This is a genomic window from Phaeobacter gallaeciensis DSM 26640, from assembly GCF_000511385.1.
Taxonomy (GTDB): domain Bacteria; phylum Pseudomonadota; class Alphaproteobacteria; order Rhodobacterales; family Rhodobacteraceae; genus Phaeobacter; species Phaeobacter gallaeciensis.
The window spans coordinates 173906-192259 of record NC_023137.1 but is presented as its reverse complement, the minus strand read 5'-3'; the positions used below and the strand labels follow the sequence as shown (position 1 = coordinate 192259).

The window sequence follows — 18354 nt, the reverse complement described above, 5'->3', positions numbered from 1 at the left end:
AGACCACCATGGCAAAAGCTTTTGCGTCCCAAGGGGACATGACCGAAAAAAAGATCACCTTTGATGAGATCGGCGAGGGGCTCTATGCCTTCACCGCCGAGGGCGACCCGAACTCCGGCGTCATCATCGGCGATGACAGCGTGATGATTGTCGAGGCGCAGGCGACACCGCGGCTGGCAAACAAGGTGATTGAATGCGTGCGGTCCGTGACCGACAAGCCAATCACCCATGTGGTGCTGACGCATTATCACGCTGTCCGCGTGCTGGGCGCTTCCGCCTTTGGCGCTCAGAACATCATCATGTCGGATAAGGCACGGTCGATGGTCGTTGAACGTGGGCAGGAGGACTGGGACAGTGAGTTCCAGCGCTTTCCACGTCTGTTCGAAGGCCATGAGAGCATCCCCGGCCTGACCTGGCCGACCACCACCTTCAGTGATGCCATGACTGTCTACCTTGGCAATCGCCGGGTCGACATCAAACATCTGGGCCGCGCTCATACCGCAGGTGATGCTGTGATCCATGTGCCGGACCAGAACGTGATGTTCACCGGCGACATCGTTGAATACCACTCCGCCTGTTACTGCGGCGATGGTCATTTCGGCGACTGGAGCCGGACGCTGGATAATATCAAGGCCTATGACGTCGACGCCATCGCGCCAGGCCGCGGTGATGCGCTGGTTGGCAAGAAGATGGTCAACGCTGCCATTGAGAACACCCGTGATTTCGTTGAGAGCACCTACCGCCCTGCCGCCAAGGTTGCGGCACGCAACGGCACCCTGAAAGAGGCCTGGGACGCAGTGCGGGCCGAATGTGATCCGAAGTTCGCAGACTATGCGATCTATGAGCATTGCCTGCCCTTCAACGTTGCGCGCGCCTATGATGAGGCCCGCGGCGTTGATACCCCGCGCATCTGGACCGCCCAGCGCGATCTGGAGATGTGGGAGGCGCTTCAGGACTAAGATCCAAGGCCCGGCAAAGACACATTTGGGGAGATTTGATCCAGATCGTGTCGTGCCGGGGCAACTTATGACAGGCTCTTATCCGATACCGGCAACCTCTGCCGGTACATGGGAGAGTTTTGCCCTAGGGCATGTAGTTTCGGGAGGAAACCAGATGAACAAGATCTTTGAAGTTCCCATGTACCCCTATCAGCGCAGCGAAGATCAGGACACAGGCGCCCCGGTGCGCCACCCGGTCATCGTGATCGGCGCCGGTCCTGTGGGTCTGGCCGCCGCAATTGATCTCGCCCAACAGGGAATTGGTGTCGTGGTTCTCGACGAGAATGACAAGGTCAGCTTCGGCAGCCGGGCCATCTGTTTTTCCAAACGCAGTCTCGAAATCGCGGATCGTCTCGGCTTCTCCGGCCCGCTCGTGGAAAAAGGCGTGCAGTGGAATCTGGGCAAGGTGTTTTTTGATGACCGTAAGGTCTATGAATTCAATCTGCTGCCGGAGAGCGGCCATGCGCAGCCTGCCTTTATCAATCTGCAGCAATATTACTTTGAAGAGTATCTGGTTCAGCGGGCGAACGCGCTTCAGGCTGCCGGGGCCCCGATTGAAATTCGCGGGCGCAACAAGGTCTCTGCCATAGGCACCCATGAGGATCACGTCACGCTGGAGATCGACACGCCCGAAGGGTCTTACAATCTTGAGGCGGATTGGCTGATTGCCTGCGATGGCGCGGGCTCGCCAACCCGGCAGATGCTGGGGCTCGATTTTGTTGGCCGGGTGTTTGAGGACAACTTCCTGATTGCCGATGTGATTATGGATGCGGACTTCCCGACAGAGCGCTGGTTCTGGTTTGATCCGCCCTTCAACAAGGGGCAATCAGCACTCTTGCACAAACAGCCTGACGGTGTTTGGCGGATCGACCTGCAGCTGGGCTGGGATATCGACAAGGAGCGTGAGAAACGCCCGGAGAACGTGATCCCAAGACTTAAGGAAATGCTGGGCGAGGATGTGCAATTCGAGCTGGAGTGGGTCTCAATCTACACCTTCCAATGCCGCCGGATGGAGAAATTCCGTCACGGTCGCGTGCTCTTTGCCGGCGATGCCGCACATCAGGTTTCACCATTCGGCGCGCGGGGAGCCAATTCCGGTTTGCAGGACACAGATAACCTGTGCTGGAAACTGAAACTGGTGCTGGAGGGAAAGGCGCCCGAGAGCCTGCTGGACAGTTATGACAAAGAGCGCGTCCATGGTGCAGATGAAAATATCCTGAACTCCTCCCGTTCCACCGATTTCATCACACCGAAATCGGAAATGAGCCGGATCATGCGGGACGCAGTTCTGGATCTGTCCGAGCATCACGCCTTTGCCCGCCCGCTGGTGAATTCGGGGCGCCTGTCCCTGCCCTGCACCTATGAGAGGTCGGCGCTGAATTCAGCGGATGCCTTACATGGGCCTCAGTGCACCAAGCCCGGTAGCCCCTGTCCTGATGTGTCGATAGCGGACGTATATCTGCTGCCCAAACTGGCAGACCGGTTTACCCTGCTGACCATCGACGCGGATGCCCCCGACAGCTTTGAGGAGGCGGGTATCCCGGTGACGCGGCTGGCTCTGTCGACCAAAGACGACAAGACCGGAACCCTGCGCGAACGTTATCTCGGTGATGCAACAAGTGCTGTCTATCTGATCCGCCCTGACCAGCATGTGGCGGCGCGGCGCCCGGCATTTGACGAAAACCAATTTCGTGCTGCCCTGCGCCGCGCGATTGGCAAGGAGGCCTCGGCATGAACGCTCGTAATACCGATCACGAAAATCTAATTTTGGCCCCGAACATCGAAAGGGCCGATGATTTCTATGCCGATCTTCTCGCGGCCCATGAGGGGCTGACCAAAGCCGAAAGCGATGCGCTAAACGCGCGTCTGGTCCTGGTGCTGGCGAACCATATTGGGAAACGCGCAATCCTGACACAAGCGTTGACAGCTGCTGCGCTACCGCAAGGGGAGACTGACACATGAAGATCGAGCAAATCCACCATGTCGCCTATCGCTGCAAAGATGCCAAGCAGACGGTAGAGTGGTACAACACGATGCTGAACATGGATTTTGTCTTGGCGATCGCCGAGGACCATGTTCCCTCAACCCATGAGCCTGATCCTTACATGCATATCTTCATGGATGCAGGCAACGGAAACGTCCTGGCTTTCTTCGAGCTGCCCACCAAGCCGGAAATGGACCGCGACCGCAACACACCGATCTGGGTGCAGCACATCGCCTTCAAGGTGAAAGACCGCGACACACTGATTGAGTTCAAAGACCATCTGGAGGCCAACGGTGTTGAGGTGCTGGGTGTGACCGACCACTCCATCTTTCACTCAATCTATTTCTTCGATCCGAACGGTCATCGGGTTGAGCTGGCCTGCCCCGACCCAGAAGAGGAGGCGCTTCTCCAGCGCCTCAACGCCGTGAAGTGGGACATGCTGGAGGACTGGTCAAAGACCAAGAAGGCCCCAAAACACGCCAACTGGCTGCATGCCAAGGAGCTGAACAACGTTTAGGCCAACGGGCTGTACTGCGATCTGTATCAATCGCAATGTAGGGGAAGCGGAATGTCTGACGTGATATTATACGACTATTGGCGATCATCGGCCAGCTACCGGGTCCGCATCGCGCTGAACTTGGCGAGTATCCCCTATGAGGCCGTGACGGTCGATTTGGTCAAGGGAGAGCAGGTCAGCCCCGAACATCTGACCCGCAACCCCCAAGGTCTGGTGCCTGTGCTGGAGATCGACGGGCTGCGGCTGACACAGTCACTGGCTATTCTGGACTACCTTGACCAGACCCGGCATCTGGAATTACTGCCTCGCCCCCCTGCGGAGCGGGCGGTGGCTCAAGCCTTGGCTCATGCCATCGCCGTCGACTTGCATCCGGTCTGCAATCTGAAAGTTGCCCGCCATGCCAGTGGTCTCTGCAAAGGGTCCGCTGCCGTCCCAGCCACGCATCCTGTCGACATGCCTGCGGACTGGATGCGACATTTCATTCGCCCGGGGCTTGTTGCCTTCAACGCACTGCTGGAGGAATATCCGGTTGCGCCCTATTGCACCGGCGATCATCCGGGGCTTGCGGATCTCTGCCTCATACCGCAGCTCTACAACGCGCGCCGCTGGGGGGTGGCTTTAGATGATCTGCCGCGTCTCATGATGATAGAGGCCACATGCGCTGAGAACCCGGCCTTCGCGATGGCGCATCCAGATGCGGTTCACACTGTAGATCCGCCGCAGACGTAAACAGAATGAACCGCGCGCAGTCACACCGTATTCGCCGGGTTAGGACATTATAGATGACAAACGATTGGACCGGCTTTGCCCTCGCCATGACGATGTTCACCGTCAGTCACTTTCTTCCCCGGCTCGCCGGTCTGCGCGGGCGGCTGATCGCATCCCTGGGCCGCAAGATTTATTTCTCAGTCTACGGGCTCTTGTCGCTAGTACTGTTTGGCTGGGTGATCGTCGCGGCGGCGCAGGCGCCCTATGTCGAGCTTTGGCCGCCTCTCGATTGGACCCGCTGGGCGCCTATGCTGACCATGCCCGTGGTCTTTGTACTGGCCGTCTGGGGCTTAGGGGTGGACACACCCTACACGCTGGGAGGAAACCGCAACGCCGATCCGGCGCAGAATGTCCTTGGCCGAGCCGCGCTGAGCCGCCACCCGCTCTTGTTGGCTCTGCTGCTTTGGTCGTTGTCACATCTTCTAGCCAATGGCGATCTGGCTCATGCCATCGTCTTTGGCGGTTCCTTATTTCTTGCAAGCGCTGCGATCCTGCTCTTCGACGCCAAAGCAACAACTGCCTTGGGTCCGGGAGCGGCAGCATATTTCGCCCATACTGCGCTGTTTTCACTCAAGCCGATAGGTGATCCGAACTGGCGGCGACACCATCTGCGGGGTCTCTGTCTGCGCACTGCGATCGGTCTGCTGCTCTGGATCGGCACACTGCACCTGCACGAAGGGGTAATCGGCGTCTCGCCCCTGCCCTACTGAGATTTGATTTCGCGCAAAGTCACACTGCCCGGAATCGGTCATATCTGGCGATATGAAACAGATTGACCGCCTTCGCGCGCTGGGACTTTTTGACAGCCGCGTGCCCCGCTACACGTCCTACCCCACCGCGCCCGTGTTCAGCACGGCGGTGGCTGCTGCCTTCCAAAAAGCCCAATTGACGGCGCTGGATCCTGCAGTCCCTGTCTCGGTCTATATCCATGTCCCATTTTGCGAGCGGTTGTGCTGGTTCTGTGCCTGCCGAACCCAGGGCACGCAAACCCTTAGTCCCGTGGAAAGCTATATCGGCACTGTCGAAAAAGAGCTTTCCCTGATCGCTGAAACTCTACCCGAAGGGCTGCAAATGGGCCGTCTGCACTGGGGCGGCGGCACACCAACAATCCTGCCTCCAGCCCTCATCCACCGACTGGCCCAATCAATAAAATCTGCAATCCCTCCGACGGCTGATTGGGAATTCTCGGTCGAGATTGACCCCACAATGGTGGATCGCGACAAAATCGATGCGCTTGCGAAAGAAGGTATGAACCGTGCAAGCATCGGCATTCAGGATTTTGATCCGGAAGTGCAGACCGCCATTGGACGGATCCAGCCTTTTGACGTAACTGCCGCCTGCGTTGCGGATCTGCGTGCCGCAGGCATTCACTCATTGAATACCGATCTTGTCTACGGCCTGCCGCATCAGGATGCCGCGCGTATTTCAGATACTGTAGACAAGGTGCTGACATTGGCGCCGGACCGGGTCGCTCTTTTTGGATATGCCCATGTCCCATGGGTGGCCAAACGGCAGAAGCTGATTGATGATACCGCCCTGCCTGGTGATGAGACACGGTATCATCTGGCAGAACTGGCCGCCAAAAAATTCCAAACTGCCGGATTTTCGAGTATCGGCATCGACCATTTTGCACGACCGCAGGATGGATTGAATTTGGCCCGCAATAGCGGACATCTGCGGCGAAACTTCCAAGGTTACACAGATGATCATTGCCCGACACTGATCGGTGTCGGGGCCTCCTCAATCTCGCGCTTCGACGGGGGCTACGTGCAAAATGCAGCAGCCACCGCTGCATATATTCAAAGGATCGAGGCAGGTGATCTGGCCGGGGCACGCGGTCATCAGCTCACTCCGATCGACAAGATGCGCGCCCGGGCCATCGAGATGCTGATGTGCGACTTCCGTTTGGACCGTAGCGAACTGCAGCATCGGTTCGGGCGACAGACCCAACAGCTGACCGCAGATCTGACAGCCGTTACGGCGACCTATGGCGATCTGGTCACATTGACGGATGATGCCCTAACTATTGAGCCCGAAGGCCGCGCGCTGACCCGGATTATTGCCAGCGCGTTTGATGCCCATAAACCGGAGGGCGTGCGCTATAGCCAAGCCTCCTGAGGCGGGAGGAAAACTGCGAGGCTCCGCGGTTTCAGAATATTAGGCTCTAAAAAGGATTATCCGCCGCATCTCACTATGTCTCAACCGCTCAGGCGTTGTCAGCTTCCCCGGTTACGCTATCTGCTGGCAGATCAGCGGAGCATCGGACATGACCAAGCAAACGACACCTCAAGACAGCCGTGAGTCAGGCCGGATCATTCTAATCTTGGGCGATCAACTGTCACATGATCTCCCTTCACTTCAAGCTGGGGACCCCCAAAAAGATCGCCTGTTGATGGCCGAGGTCGCAGAGGAGGCAAGCTATGTCCCTCATCACAAGAAGAAGCTCGCTTTTGTTTTTTCTGCCATGCGGCACTTTGCAGATGAGCTGACCGCTGCGGGCTGGAACCTGCAATATGTCCACTTGGGTGACCCAGACAATTCCGGCAGCCTTATAGGTGAATTGGACCAGGCTCTGGAGCAGTTCACCGCTGCCGAAGTGCTGGTGACTGAACCCGGCGAATATCGCCTCAAAGAAGCGCTGAACAGATGGTCCGGACCGGCCAGGCTGACCATGCTTGATGATAGCCGATTTCTGGCCAGCCACGACATGTTTCGCAGCTGGGCGGAGGGGCGCAAGCAGCTGCGCATGGAATATTTCTATCGCGACATGCGGCGCAAAACCGGCCTGTTGATGCAAGGTGATACCCCTGAGGGTGGTAAGTGGAACTATGATTCAGAGAACCGCAAACCAGCGCAGAACGATATGTTCATGCCCAAACCAGTGCGCTGCGATCCGGATCGTATCACGCAAGACGTATTGGAATTGGTGGAACAGAGGTTTCCCAGAAATTTCGGGCGGCTGACACCGTTTTGGTTCGCGGTCACCAGGGTAGCGGCTCTCAAAGCACTTGATCATTTTATCGACGCGGCGCTACCGCTATTTGGTGATTATCAGGATGCGATGCTGGACGGAGAACCGTTTCTCTATCACTCTCTGTTGTCTCAATACATCAATATCGGCTTGCTCAATCCGCTTGAGGTCTGCCGCCGGGCCGAACGCGCCTATTATGAGGGCCATGCTCCACTCAACGCCGTTGAAGGCTTCATTCGTCAGATTATCGGCTGGCGCGAGTACATGCGCGGGATCTACTGGCTGAAGATGCCTGGATACACCTCCGAAAATGCCCTCGGCGCAGGGCGAGATCTGCCGGAGTTTTATTGGAGCGGAGAGACCAATATGGCCTGCATGGCCGCCGCCATCACCCAAACCCGGGACGAAGCCTATGCCCATCATATTCAGCGCCTGATGGTTACCGGAAATTTCGCAATGCTGGCAGGGGTAGACCCGCATCAGGTCCACGAATGGTATCTGTCCGTCTATGCCGACGCCTATGAATGGGTCGAAGCCCCAAATGTCATCGGTATGAGCCAATTCGCCGATGGTGGCCTCTTAGGCTCCAAACCCTATGCCGCCAGCGGCAATTATATCAACAAGATGTCGAACTACTGCACGACATGTGCCTACGACGTAAAACAGAAAACCGGCCCCAAGGCCTGCCCGTTCAATCCGCTTTATTGGGATTTCCTGATCCGAAACCGTGAGAAACTATCAAAGAACCCCCGCTTGATGCAGCCCTATCGAACCTGGGACAGAATGTCCGCGGACAAGCAACAAGAGTACCTCATAAGCGCGGAGAAGGTTCTGGATAGTCTCTAATTAGGAGGTTTCACCCTATTCTGGAAGGAAGGCATTCCTGGCACTGGACCTGCCGCTCCGTGAAACGAGTTTTCTCCTGCATATGGCTTCTGGCATGACTTCCTGTCGGGCTCTGGCTTTTGCATAACTGCGGAACGCGATATAAATCGATTATGACCTCTTTGGACCTTCCCTATTTTCCTCTTAAACGCGGACGCGTTCATGAGGTATGCGGTCCAGGCAGCTTTGGGTTTCTTGCTGTCTTGCTGACCCGGGTTCACGGCCCTGCATTGTGGATACGTGAGAGCCACCGTCTGGAACATATTAATCCGCTGGGTTTGGGGGAGTTTACAGACCCCTCTCAGCTATTGGTCGTAAATGTGAAGCATCAGACCGACGGCCTCGCCTGCGCAGAAGAGGCACTACAGGAGCACGCTGTCGCTCTGGTCGTGACCGACATCAGCAAACCACTCAGTCTGACGGCCGGGCGACGGCTCCAGCTTGCGGCGAAGGCCGGAAACACCACCGGGCTTTGCTTTATTCCCGAAGGCATGGGAAGCAATGCTGCCGAAACTCGCTGGCGCTGCGATCCAATATTTCAGGCACAAGACTCGACTCATTTTCACTGGAGACTTATTAAGAACAAATCAGGAACAAATGGATCTTGGCATGTTCGATGGAATCGCGCGTCGCGTCGTGTCGATATGGTTTCACCGGTTCGCGAGTGACCGGTTTCTTCGGCAGTACCCACTGTCCGGTCCTTTTGCGCTTACGATCAAACACAGCAACACAAACCGCCTCTATTGCCTCAATGCAGAAGCCACGCGACAAGGTTTGCATCAGGGCATGGCCCACTCAGATGCCCGTGCCTTTTGTCCAGACCTTCAAACAGCAGAAGCGGACATTTACCGGGACCAACAGTTTTTGCTGACCCTCCGCCGCTGGGCCACCCGCTATTGCCCGTGGGTGGGCCTAGAGGGGCGCGATGGTTTAGTGCTCGATATCAGTGGATCCTCCCACCTTTTCGGGGGGGAGACCGGTATGTTGAATGCTATACGCAGCGGTTTGATGCGGGCCGGTCTATCGACGCAAATTGGCTTGGCTGATACGCGCGGGGCGGCTTGGGCCCTGGCGCATTACGGCGAGGGGCAGGCTGCGACCGGAGATATGTTGCCCGCTCTTCAGCACCTGCCCGTTGCAGCCCTGCGTCTTGATGAGAAAACAACAACAGCGCTGGTCAGAGTGGGCCTGCGTAAGATTGGAGATCTCGCAACAACGCCTCGTGCTCCGCTGGCCCGCCGTTTTGGAACCAATGTTTTGATGAGGCTTGATCAGGCTTTAGGCCACCAAGCTGAAGAAATCACTCCACTGGCAGCTCCACCTCACTACGGCGTCCGTATGACATTGCCAGAGCCAATCGGTCTTCTCAGTGATGTCATGGCTGGCACAGAAAGATTGCTGACACAGCTCTGCGCCAAATTGAAAACCCATGAAATGGGTGCACGCGTCTTTGTCATTACACTGCGGCGCGTAGATCTAGATCAACAAGAGGTGGAATTACGTCTGGCTCGCCCTTTGCATGATCCCCAAAGGATCCTCCCCCTGTTCGAAAAGGGAGTGGCTGAAATTGATGCAGGCTTTGGCATTGATCAACTGCGCCTCGAAGCAACCCAGACAGAAGCCTTGCCGACGCAACAAATGTCTCACGTCGCAAGTGACGGGGACGACCGATTAGAGGACCTGATCACGCGGATCGGAACACGGATCGGACTTGAGAACATTCAGCGCTTTCTCCCAGCTGACAGCCATATTCCAGAGCGAAGTTTCATCGTTTCACCGGCGGCCTATTCACACGCAGCCAGTGGCTGGATGTGTAAGAACCCACGCCCGCTCTGCCTATTTCCACCCGAACCGATTGCGGGCAAGGGCCCCTATCCCCCAAACCATTTCCGTTGGCGCCGGATTTCATTGACCACAGGCCACATGATCGGCCCTGAACGCATCACTCCCGAATGGTGGCTGGAAGACGACAATTGGCGGTCCGGTATGCGCGATTATTGGCGAGTGGAAACGATGCAGGGAAGGCGTCTCTGGCTATTTTATACGCCTCAGAACCCTGGCTGGTTCGTTCAGGGAGAATTCGCATGATTGAAGTGAACAGAACCCACCGTCCTGTCGAAGCATTCCAGCGCGATATGTTGGCCAAACGCATTGATGCGCCGGATTATGCGGAGCTATGTGTCACCACGAATTTCACCTTTTTAACCGGTGCCTCCCACCCCGAAGAACTTATCGTACGGGCGGCAGAGTTGGGCCTCTCGGCACTTGCGATTACAGACCACAACTCACTTGCGGGGGTTGTTCGTGCCTGGAGTGCGCTAAAAGAACTGAAGCGCGATCCTCAGGGCGCATTGGAGATCCGATCACAGCACCAGGTCGACTCGTCGTCCCGGCAAGAGATCGGGCATACATCCGCTCTCCCCAAACCCACGACACCCACCTTCCCAAAGCTCATCGTTGGCTGCCGTCTGATAGTACAGAATTGTGCTGTGGATTGGATCGCCCTGCCCTGTGATCGTTCTGCCTACAAAAGACTGACACGTCTGCTCACCCTAGGAAAACGGCGCGCCGAAAAAGGCCAATGTGTGCTTTACGCTGAGGACATGATTGCCGCGTGCAAGGGTATGATTTTGATTGCCTTACCCAAAGAGACGTTGAGCAACGCTGCTTCGGATATTCAGAAGATCGGAAGGCAATTTCCGAACCATGTGTTCCTAGGCGCGGCCCCTCGTTATGACGGAAGCGATCAGGCTTATCTGACGGCTTGTGCAAAATTAGCACAGGCAACATGTGCTCCAATGGTTGCCGTCGGCGATGTACTGATGCATCGGGCCAACCGTAGGCAACTTGCAGATGTGCTGACCTGCATGCGTGAAAATATCAACATTGACGACATCGGGACCCGGGCTTTGCCCAACGCGGAGCGCCGCCTGAAGGCCTGTGCCGATATGGCACGCATTTTTCGAGATCATCCTGCCGCACTACGTCGCACTGCGGAGATTGCCAGCAGATGTAATTTCGATCTGAGCGAGCTGTCCTATGAATACCCTCATGAGGAGGCCGAAGGGGAAACACCACAGGACCGTTTGGAGCGCCTCGCACAAGAAGGGTTAAAGCGGCGCTATCCGGATGGCCCGCCGGATCGCGCAATAAAGCTGATGGAAAAAGAACTTTCAGCAGTCAAAGATCTCGAATTTCCAGCCTATTTTCTGACCGTTCATGACATCGTGCAATTCGCCAAGTCCAAAGGCATACTTTGCCAAGGGCGCGGGTCTGCGGCCAATTCCATCCTTTGCTATCTCTTAGGTATTACAGATGTCAGCCCCGATATGATCGCCATGGTTTTTGAGCGCTTTGTCTCAAAACACCGAGGAGAGCCACCAGACATTGATGTGGATTTCGAACATGAGCGGCGCGAAGAGGTCATCCAGTGGATTTACCAGAAATACGGTCGCCATCGTGCGGGCCTCTGCGCGACAGTTATTCACTTTCGCACACGGGCCGCCATTCGCGAAGTTGGAAAGGTGATGGGGCTTAGCCAAGATGTAACGGCAGGTCTGTCAGGACAGATTTGGGGCATGAGCAATGGCAGTGTCGATCTGGAGCGCATCCGGGAATTGGGGCTCAATCTTGAAGACCGCCGCCTGATGCAGACCATTCGCCTGATCGGCGAAATCATCGGTTTCCCGCGCCATCTTTCCCAGCACGTGGGTGGTTTTGTCATAACAAGCGGACGGCTGGATGAACTGGCTCCGATTGAGAATGCCGCAATGGAAGATCGCACGGTCATCTGTTGGGACAAAGATGATATCGACGCACTGGGCATTCTTAAGGTGGATATCCTTGCATTGGGCATGCTCACCTGTATTCGCAAGGCATTTGCCTTGATGCAGCAACATGAGAACATAACCCCCAGTATCGCGACCATCCCACAGAAAGATGAAGCAACATATGATATGCTCTGTGCAGCGGATGCGGTGGGGGTATTTCAGGTCGAAAGCCGGGCACAGATGAACTTTTTACCCCGGATGCGCCCGCGCAAGTTCTATGATCTGGTTATTGAAGTCGCCATCGTCCGCCCCGGCCCCATTCAGGGAGATATGGTCAGACCTTATATCCGAAGGCGGAACGGTTTGGAGGAACCAGATCCCTTCGGACCTGAACTCGAACAGGTTACAAGACGCACCGAGGGGGTGCCCCTGTTTCAGGAGCAAGCCTTGCAAATTGCGGTTGTTGGCGCGGGTTTTTCCGCGGAAGAGGCCGACCATCTGCGCAGATCTCTCGCCTCGTTTCGACGTATGGGAACGATCGGCAAATATCGCGACAAGTTCATCGCAGGCATGCTCAACAACAATTACAGCAGAGAAATCGCAGAACGATGTTTCGGTCAAATCGAAGGATTTGCCGATTACGGCTTCCCGGAAAGCCATGCCGCAGCCTTCGCCATGCTGGCCTATGTTTCAGCTTGGTTGAAATGTCATCATCCGGCCATTTTTGCCTGTGCTCTGCTCAACTCCCAGCCCATGGGCTTCTATGCACCGGCACAGATTGTCCGTGATGTGCGCGACCATGGCATCGAGGTGCGCCCGATCTGTGTAAACCAGTCCCAATGGGACAACTCACTCGAACGCCGCCCGGATGGCACCTTGGCTCTACGTCTGGGATTTCGCCAGATTAAAGGCTTCAAGGAAGATGACGCAGGCTGGATCATTGCAGCGCGCGGGAATGGCTATATTGATCCCGAACATCTCTGGCTACGTGCAGGCCTGGCGCCTATAGCACTGGAACGTTTGGCAGAAGCCGATGCCTTTTCGTCGATGAGAATCTCGCGGCGGGACGCACTTTGGCAGGTGAAGTCCATCACGACACCAGCACCATTACCTCTGTTCAACGATCAATTGGACGGCGAGGCCATTAACGAACCGGATGTCATGCTGCCAAGAATGCACCTAGGGGAAGAAGTCGTCGAAGATTATGTGTCCATGCGCCTGAGTTTGCGGGCACACCCGATGGAGCTGCTACGCCCAGCTCTTCCAGGTCTGACCTGCAACGACCAACTGATAAAGGCTCCCCTGCAACGTGTCTCGGTAGGCGGCCTTGTCATTACGAGGCAACGACCCGGAACTGCTTCTGGCGTGATATTTTTGACCCTTGAAGACGAAACAGGCGTTTGCAACGTCGTGGTCTGGAAAAAAATTTACGAGCGTTTTCGACGCATTGTCATGGGTGGGCGCCTCTTATGCATCACGGGTTATCTTCAGCGCGAGGGCGCCATCGTCCATGTTATCGCTCAAGATATCCAAGACGAATCTGTCAGGTTATCAGAGCTTGGCCACCCATTAGATGACGCTATTCAGTCCGAGGGGCCCCGCGCAGACGACACGCCTAAACGAACCAGATATCCTGCCCGTGCGATGCATCCGAGAGATCAGGCCAAGCGGCTTTTCCCCAGTCGGGATTTTCATTAGAAACAATTCTGTCGTAGTAGCTCATCGTCGCGAAATCGCTCCAGCACTGACACAGAGCAACTCAAATAGGATCGACGCCCCAAGCCAGGCGGTATTTCCGTTTGTGTCAAACGGAGGGGACACCTCAACCAGATCGGCGCCCACAAGCTGAACACCCGCCAGTTCACGTACCACCTGCAGGGCTTGAAAGCTATTCGGTCCACCAACCTCAGGTGTCCCCGTTCCAGGCGCGAACGCCGGGTCAACGAAATCGATATCATATGTGCAGTAGGTCGGCTGATCACCGACAATCTCTCGGACTTCAGTCATGACATCCGAGACACCGCGATCAAAAAACTCCTCAATTCGAATAATTCTCACACCCTGTGCTTCCCCCCACTCGACATCTTCGGTGTTGTAAGCCGTGCCCCGGATGCCGATCTGCACCATCCGCTTCGGATCAACCAGTCCCTCTTCGATTGCACGGCGAAAGGGGGTGCCATGAGTATATTTGTTTCCGCCAAAATAGCTGTCGAAAAGGTCGGTATGGCTGTCAAACTGAATGAGTCCCACCGGCTCGCCACCGGTCAATCCTCGCAGGACAGGCAACGAAACGAGGTGATCACCACCGACGGTCAGCGCAAAGATACCGCGAGATTTCAGACCCGCGTAGAACGCACTAATACGCTCCATGCAGTCGATGATATCGACCGGGTTGGGCGCGATATCGCCAAGGTCTGCGCAATTGATCATCGAGAAAGGACTGATGCCTGTCACTGGGTTCCCAGACCGGATCATGGTCGAAAGGTCACGCAGCTGTCGCGGACCATGGCGCGGACCCGGTCGATTGGTTGTTCCGGCATCCCAAGGCACTCCAACCAAGCCCAGCTGAACCTGATCAATGATCGGATCATCTAGGGTCACATGTGGTAGCCGCATAAAGGTCGGCAAACCGGCAAACCGGGGCATCTCCATCCCAGATACAGGATGAAAGAAATCTATCGGCAAGGACACCATGAAACCTAAGCCTCTCTTCTAGATAAATTATTTTCAGCTATCATTGATATGATTTCGAACATGATGGCGCCGGCAGTCAGTGCTGTTATTTGATTGGGGCTATCTTTGGTTGGCATCATGCAAACGATATCCCCGCCGACAATATTCATTCCACGCACCGCATGTAGCAAACCCACGGCTTCATCAATGTCGAAACCCTTCTCACCAGCCTCGATATTGGAAACCCCCGGTGCAATCGTCGGGTCCAGACAGTCCAGATCGAATGTAATATAGACGGGGCGACCAGCCAGTACTTCGGTAATCTGCCCCACAACGTCAGCCAGACCTCGCCTCCTGTACTCTTTCATCGTCACAACATTGTAGCCGTATTCATAGGATGGCTGCAGCCAGTCGAGCGTCCGGGCATGGCCTCTTATGCCGATCTGCATGGAATGGGCTGGATCAACCTTACCCTGATCTGCCAGATAAGCCCCCCAATGGGCTGCAGACTTCTTCGCTCCCAAGAAGTGGTCCACTTTGGTGAAGACATCGGTGTGGGCATCGAGATGCAGAAAGCAAACCGGCTCACCGTTTGTGATCTTTCCACGCCCAAGCGCCTGAACGATCCCCCCGGTGATCGAATGATCCCCACCCACAGAGACTGGCCGCACACCAGCCTTATCGATCTGCTGATAGAAATTGGTGATCTGATCAATACAGTCCTCATTATCGTTGGCCTTTGGAAACGGGACATCGCCCAGATCAACAATCTTAGCAGCACTCCAGGGATCCAGTTGAAAGCCACTGTGCATACGCCGCTGCACCGATGACACATTGCGAAGGGCGCGCGGACCGAGATGCTGATCACGCTCCGTGGTTCCGTTACCTGCAGAGTGGGGCACGCCAACCAGCGCAATATCCTGACCATCCACGGGTAGGTTTGGACAACGGAATAAGGTCGGAATACCCCACCAATAGAGGTTTTCCATCATCGCATTCAGATGCGGATCCGACATCGGGTTTCCTTTCGCAACGACTGTCATGCAATTTGAGAAATGGTTCCGGTGTCAGTTTTCACCGATTTTTTTGCGGTAACTGCCCTGCGCAATCCGATCGATCACCATCGCACAGAGCAGGATCGCTAACCCACCCAGAAGGCCCTGACCCTTGGCCGCGTATTGCAGCGATTCAAGGATCAGTGCCCCCAAACCATCAGCACCGATAAGGGACGCGATCACCACCATCGACAGCGACATCAAAATGGTCTGATTGATCCCGGTCATGATGGACGGAAGTGCAAGCGGCAACTCAACATTGAACAGCAACTGGCGACGGGAACATCCGAAGGCGATTGCCGCCTCCTTCGTCGCTTCGGGTACGCCCCGCATTCCTAGTGCCGTCAACCGGATCACCGGAGGCATCGCGAAGATCAGCGTAGCCAGCACACCTGGCGGCTTGCCAGTACCAAAAAACGCAATGATTGGGATCAGATAAACAAACGCGGGCATTGTTTGCATAAAGTCTAGAACCGGCTCGGCGACGGCGTAAGCGCGCTTTGATTTGCCGAACCAGATACCAAATGGCACCCCGATAATAATGCACAGCATCGCCCCAGCCCCGATCAGCGCTACCGTGATCATCGACAATTCCCATAGGCCCATAAACGCAAGATAGGCCAATGATGCAGCTGTAAATATCGCGATCCGTGGACCTGCCAAACGGTAGGCCATGACCACGATCACCAACATAACGACAGGCCATGGTGTCTGTAACAGCAGGGTTTCCAACCCGTCCAGACACCAACGGATTGCCGCTGTAATGCCATCAAACGTATTCGAAAAATTCGCGGCGGCCCAATCGAATGCAGCATCTCCTTTCCGAGACAGGGCTGAGAAATACTCGCGCTGAATTGGGAACTCCGTTACCGGAATAGTTCCACCGATAAACCCACCTGTGAGCTTGGTCAGGATCTCATCTGGTGCCCGTACCGTGAACCGCAACAGAGTAAGTGGCATGATTGCCAGCATCATTATCGCACCGAAAACCGTGCTGGACGTTTTAATGCCGACCTGCTGACTATCCTGATCCGCCCGCCACTTCAGGTAATGCGCCTCATAGGCAACATTGGCGTAAAGCCCTTCGATCAGCTTCACCAAGGCCAGAATCGCCAATCCAGTCAATAAGATAATGGTTGCTTCAGCTGCGGCTAAATCAGCCTGTTCCTGCGCCCTGGCGGCTACCTTCTTCAGGTTTTCTGCGATCTTCAGTTTCGCATCAGCCCCCGCTGCATCTCCAGCAGCAAGCAACTCAGCGGCCTGTGCCTCACGTTTGGCGATATTCCCTAAAGCACGCTCAAGTTTGGCAAGTTGGTCAGCACCAAGTTCCCCCCAGAGTCCTCGCCCTATCTGAACCAGCGCAAAAAGTTCCAGGACAAGAAAGATCCAGAAAAAACCCCAGACCCCGCGCGCGGCCCCCCAGAGGGGGCCAAACACCGCCGCCATAGTATTCCACGACCATGCAAAGCCAGTCGTGTCTTGAATTTCTTTGAAGGCCTCACTGTAGTACCCAGTGTTCTGCTCGACAAAATCAGCGACCGTCGTGCTGTTGGCATTGGGACCACTTTCCAATCCTGTATCGGTCATGCTTTGCCCCCTTGGATACCTTTAAGAAGAGTTGGCTTATCAATGACACCCACATCCGTTCCATCATCCGAAGTGATGACGATTGGCTGCTCAGTGGCTGTCGAGATATCAATCAATGTGTCTAGATCCATAGAGTGTGCAGCGCGCGGGCTGACCGCCAGATCTTCCCAGTCTTTTGTTTGATACTCTGCCAACGGCACCATGATTGAATGGGCAAAAACCAACTTGAGCTTTGAAATCCCTTCAACGAAGTCTCTAACGTAGTCGTCAGCAGGCTCAGTTACGATTTCTTCAGGTGTGCCGATCTGTACGATACGCCCGTCTTTCATAATGGCGATCCGTGTGCCAATACGGATAGCTTCATCCAGATCATGGGTGATAAACACTGTGGTTTTTCCCAGCTCCGCCGATAGCGCCATAAACTGATCCTGCAATTGTCTGCGAATGAGCGGGTCCAAGGCCGAAAACGGCTCATCCATCAGCAAAACGTCAGGGTCAGATGCAAGAGCACGGGCCAAGCCCACCCTTTGCTGCATGCCGCCTGACAACTCTCGGGGAAAGCGATCTTCATATCCTTGCAGGTCCACCCGTTCCAGGCAGCGCTGTGAGACCTCCCAGCGGCGAGATTTAGACTCTCCACGGATCTGTAAGGGGAACGCCACATTGTCACGCACCGTGCGATGCGGCAGCAATGCCATATGCTGAAAAACCATTCCCAAATTGACCGCGCGCATCTCGCGCAGTTCTTCAGCGTTGAGTGCCAGTACATCCCGGCCCAGAACCTGAATATCGCCCGCAGTAGGTTCAATCAGCCGGTTGATATGTCGCACCATGGTGGACTTACCAGAGCCTGACAGCCCCATAACGCAGAAAATCTCGCCCTTCTGCACCTCGAAGGAGCAATCTGCGATACCGATCACACAACCAAATTCACCTAGCACTTCTGCCTTGCTAAGATTTCGCTGTTGAATGGCCTCCATCGCTTCCTCGGCGCGCTCGCCAAAGACTTTCCAGACTCCGTCTAGACGTATGACTGCGTCATCGTTCATAGATATCAACCTGTTGGATATATTGGACTATGCAGTACCCAAAGAGCACCGCACAGAGGAACACCCCCACCCGTCAAAGATCCGCGCGGGGGCGCAA

General features: G+C 55.5%; 14 protein-coding genes. 10 read left to right on the top strand and 4 right to left on the bottom strand.

The features are described from left to right. The first annotated feature begins 8 nt into the window (after positions 1 to 8). From GAL_RS00865 to GAL_RS00815, 10 genes are all read left to right on the top strand, one after another. On the top strand, positions 9 to 959 hold the full coding sequence (locus tag GAL_RS00865; protein WP_024095724.1) for an MBL fold metallo-hydrolase: 951 nt from the start codon (positions 9 to 11) through the stop codon (positions 957 to 959). 154 nt (positions 960 to 1113) lie between these two features. Beyond that, positions 1114 to 2733 carry an FAD-dependent oxidoreductase gene (locus GAL_RS00860; protein WP_024095723.1) on the top strand — a complete coding sequence of 540 codons (1620 nt, stop codon included), beginning with the start codon at positions 1114 to 1116 and terminating at the stop codon, positions 2731 to 2733. After that, positions 2730 to 2960: a DUF2783 domain-containing protein gene (locus GAL_RS00855; RefSeq protein ID WP_024095722.1), complete on the top strand. Its 231-nt coding sequence runs from the start codon at positions 2730 to 2732 to the stop codon at positions 2958 to 2960. Before GAL_RS00860 ends, GAL_RS00855 begins: the two co-directional genes overlap by 4 nt. Continuing rightward, entirely contained in the window at positions 2957 to 3499 is a 543-nt protein-coding gene (locus GAL_RS00850; protein ID WP_024095721.1) for a VOC family protein, read from the top strand. Before GAL_RS00855 ends, GAL_RS00850 begins: the two co-directional genes overlap by 4 nt. 51 nt (positions 3500 to 3550) lie before the next feature. After that, positions 3551 to 4228: a maleylacetoacetate isomerase gene (gene maiA / locus GAL_RS00845; protein ID WP_024095720.1), complete on the top strand. Its 678-nt coding sequence runs from the start codon at positions 3551 to 3553 to the stop codon at positions 4226 to 4228. Between the two features lie 53 nt (positions 4229 to 4281). Further along, positions 4282 to 4977, top strand: a complete 696-nt coding sequence (locus GAL_RS00840; RefSeq protein WP_024095719.1) for an NnrU family protein — start codon at positions 4282 to 4284, stop codon at positions 4975 to 4977. A gap of 52 nt (positions 4978 to 5029) precedes the next feature. After that, on the top strand, positions 5030 to 6385 hold the full coding sequence (gene hemN / locus GAL_RS00835; protein ID WP_024095718.1) for an oxygen-independent coproporphyrinogen III oxidase: 1356 nt from the start codon (positions 5030 to 5032) through the stop codon (positions 6383 to 6385). A 148-nt stretch (positions 6386 to 6533) separates the two neighbouring features. Next, entirely contained in the window at positions 6534 to 8084 is a 1551-nt protein-coding gene (locus GAL_RS00830; RefSeq protein ID WP_024095717.1) for a cryptochrome/photolyase family protein, read from the top strand. A 648-nt stretch (positions 8085 to 8732) separates the two neighbouring features. Then, positions 8733 to 10211 carry a Y-family DNA polymerase gene (locus tag GAL_RS00820; RefSeq protein WP_169731157.1) on the top strand — a complete coding sequence of 493 codons (1479 nt, stop codon included), beginning with the start codon at positions 8733 to 8735 and terminating at the stop codon, positions 10209 to 10211. Beyond that, the gene (locus GAL_RS00815) at positions 10208 to 13591 is read left to right on the top strand and encodes an error-prone DNA polymerase (RefSeq protein WP_024095715.1); all 3384 of its coding nucleotides are present in this window, start codon (positions 10208 to 10210) and stop codon (positions 13589 to 13591) included. Before GAL_RS00820 ends, GAL_RS00815 begins: the two co-directional genes overlap by 4 nt. A 21-nt stretch (positions 13592 to 13612) precedes the next feature. On the opposite strand, the gene speB is transcribed toward GAL_RS00815, so the two are convergent. Genes speB through GAL_RS00795 form a run of 4 tightly spaced genes read right to left on the bottom strand, consistent with a single transcriptional unit; the run spans position 13613 to position 18257 of the window. Beyond that, the gene (gene speB, locus GAL_RS00810; RefSeq protein WP_244462789.1) at positions 13613 to 14539 is read right to left on the bottom strand and encodes an agmatinase; all 927 of its coding nucleotides are present in this window, start codon (positions 14537 to 14539) and stop codon (positions 13613 to 13615) included. A 53-nt stretch (positions 14540 to 14592) separates the two neighbouring features. Next, on the bottom strand, positions 14593 to 15582 hold the full coding sequence (locus GAL_RS00805) for an arginase family protein (protein WP_024095713.1): 990 nt from the start codon (positions 15580 to 15582) through the stop codon (positions 14593 to 14595). Between the two features lie 51 nt (positions 15583 to 15633). Continuing rightward, positions 15634 to 17208, bottom strand: coding sequence for an ABC transporter permease (locus GAL_RS00800; protein WP_024095712.1), 1575 nt, complete (start codon positions 17206 to 17208; stop codon positions 15634 to 15636). Continuing rightward, positions 17205 to 18257 carry a quaternary amine ABC transporter ATP-binding protein gene (locus GAL_RS00795; RefSeq protein WP_024095711.1) on the bottom strand — a complete coding sequence of 351 codons (1053 nt, stop codon included), beginning with the start codon at positions 18255 to 18257 and terminating at the stop codon, positions 17205 to 17207. The genes GAL_RS00800 and GAL_RS00795 overlap by 4 nt, the downstream gene beginning before the upstream one ends. Positions 18258 to 18354: the final 97 nt, after the last annotated feature.

What these genes read in the sequence shown, in the direction of transcription:
- GAL_RS00865 (WP_024095724.1), top strand. Translation starts at nt 9, where the DNA reads ATGGCAAAAGCTTTTGCGTCCCAAGGGGACATGACCGAAAAAAAGATC.
- GAL_RS00860 (WP_024095723.1), top strand. Translation starts at nt 1,114, where the DNA reads ATGAACAAGATCTTTGAAGTTCCCATGTACCCCTATCAGCGCAGCGAA.
- GAL_RS00855 (WP_024095722.1), top strand. Translation starts at nt 2,730, where the DNA reads ATGAACGCTCGTAATACCGATCACGAAAATCTAATTTTGGCCCCGAAC.
- GAL_RS00850 (WP_024095721.1), top strand. Translation starts at nt 2,957, where the DNA reads ATGAAGATCGAGCAAATCCACCATGTCGCCTATCGCTGCAAAGATGCC.
- maiA (WP_024095720.1), top strand. Translation starts at nt 3,551, where the DNA reads ATGTCTGACGTGATATTATACGACTATTGGCGATCATCGGCCAGCTAC.
- GAL_RS00840 (WP_024095719.1), top strand. Translation starts at nt 4,282, where the DNA reads ATGACAAACGATTGGACCGGCTTTGCCCTCGCCATGACGATGTTCACC.
- hemN (WP_024095718.1), top strand. Translation starts at nt 5,030, where the DNA reads ATGAAACAGATTGACCGCCTTCGCGCGCTGGGACTTTTTGACAGCCGC.
- GAL_RS00830 (WP_024095717.1), top strand. Translation starts at nt 6,534, where the DNA reads ATGACCAAGCAAACGACACCTCAAGACAGCCGTGAGTCAGGCCGGATC.
- GAL_RS00820 (WP_169731157.1), top strand. Translation starts at nt 8,733, where the DNA reads ATGTTCGATGGAATCGCGCGTCGCGTCGTGTCGATATGGTTTCACCGG.
- GAL_RS00815 (WP_024095715.1), top strand. Translation starts at nt 10,208, where the DNA reads ATGATTGAAGTGAACAGAACCCACCGTCCTGTCGAAGCATTCCAGCGC.
- speB (WP_244462789.1), bottom strand. Translation starts at nt 14,539, where the DNA reads ATGCCCCGGTTTGCCGGTTTGCCGACCTTTATGCGGCTACCACATGTG.
- GAL_RS00805 (WP_024095713.1), bottom strand. Translation starts at nt 15,582, where the DNA reads ATGTCGGATCCGCATCTGAATGCGATGATGGAAAACCTCTATTGGTGG.
- GAL_RS00800 (WP_024095712.1), bottom strand. Translation starts at nt 17,208, where the DNA reads ATGACCGATACAGGATTGGAAAGTGGTCCCAATGCCAACAGCACGACG.
- GAL_RS00795 (WP_024095711.1), bottom strand. Translation starts at nt 18,257, where the DNA reads ATGAACGATGACGCAGTCATACGTCTAGACGGAGTCTGGAAAGTCTTT.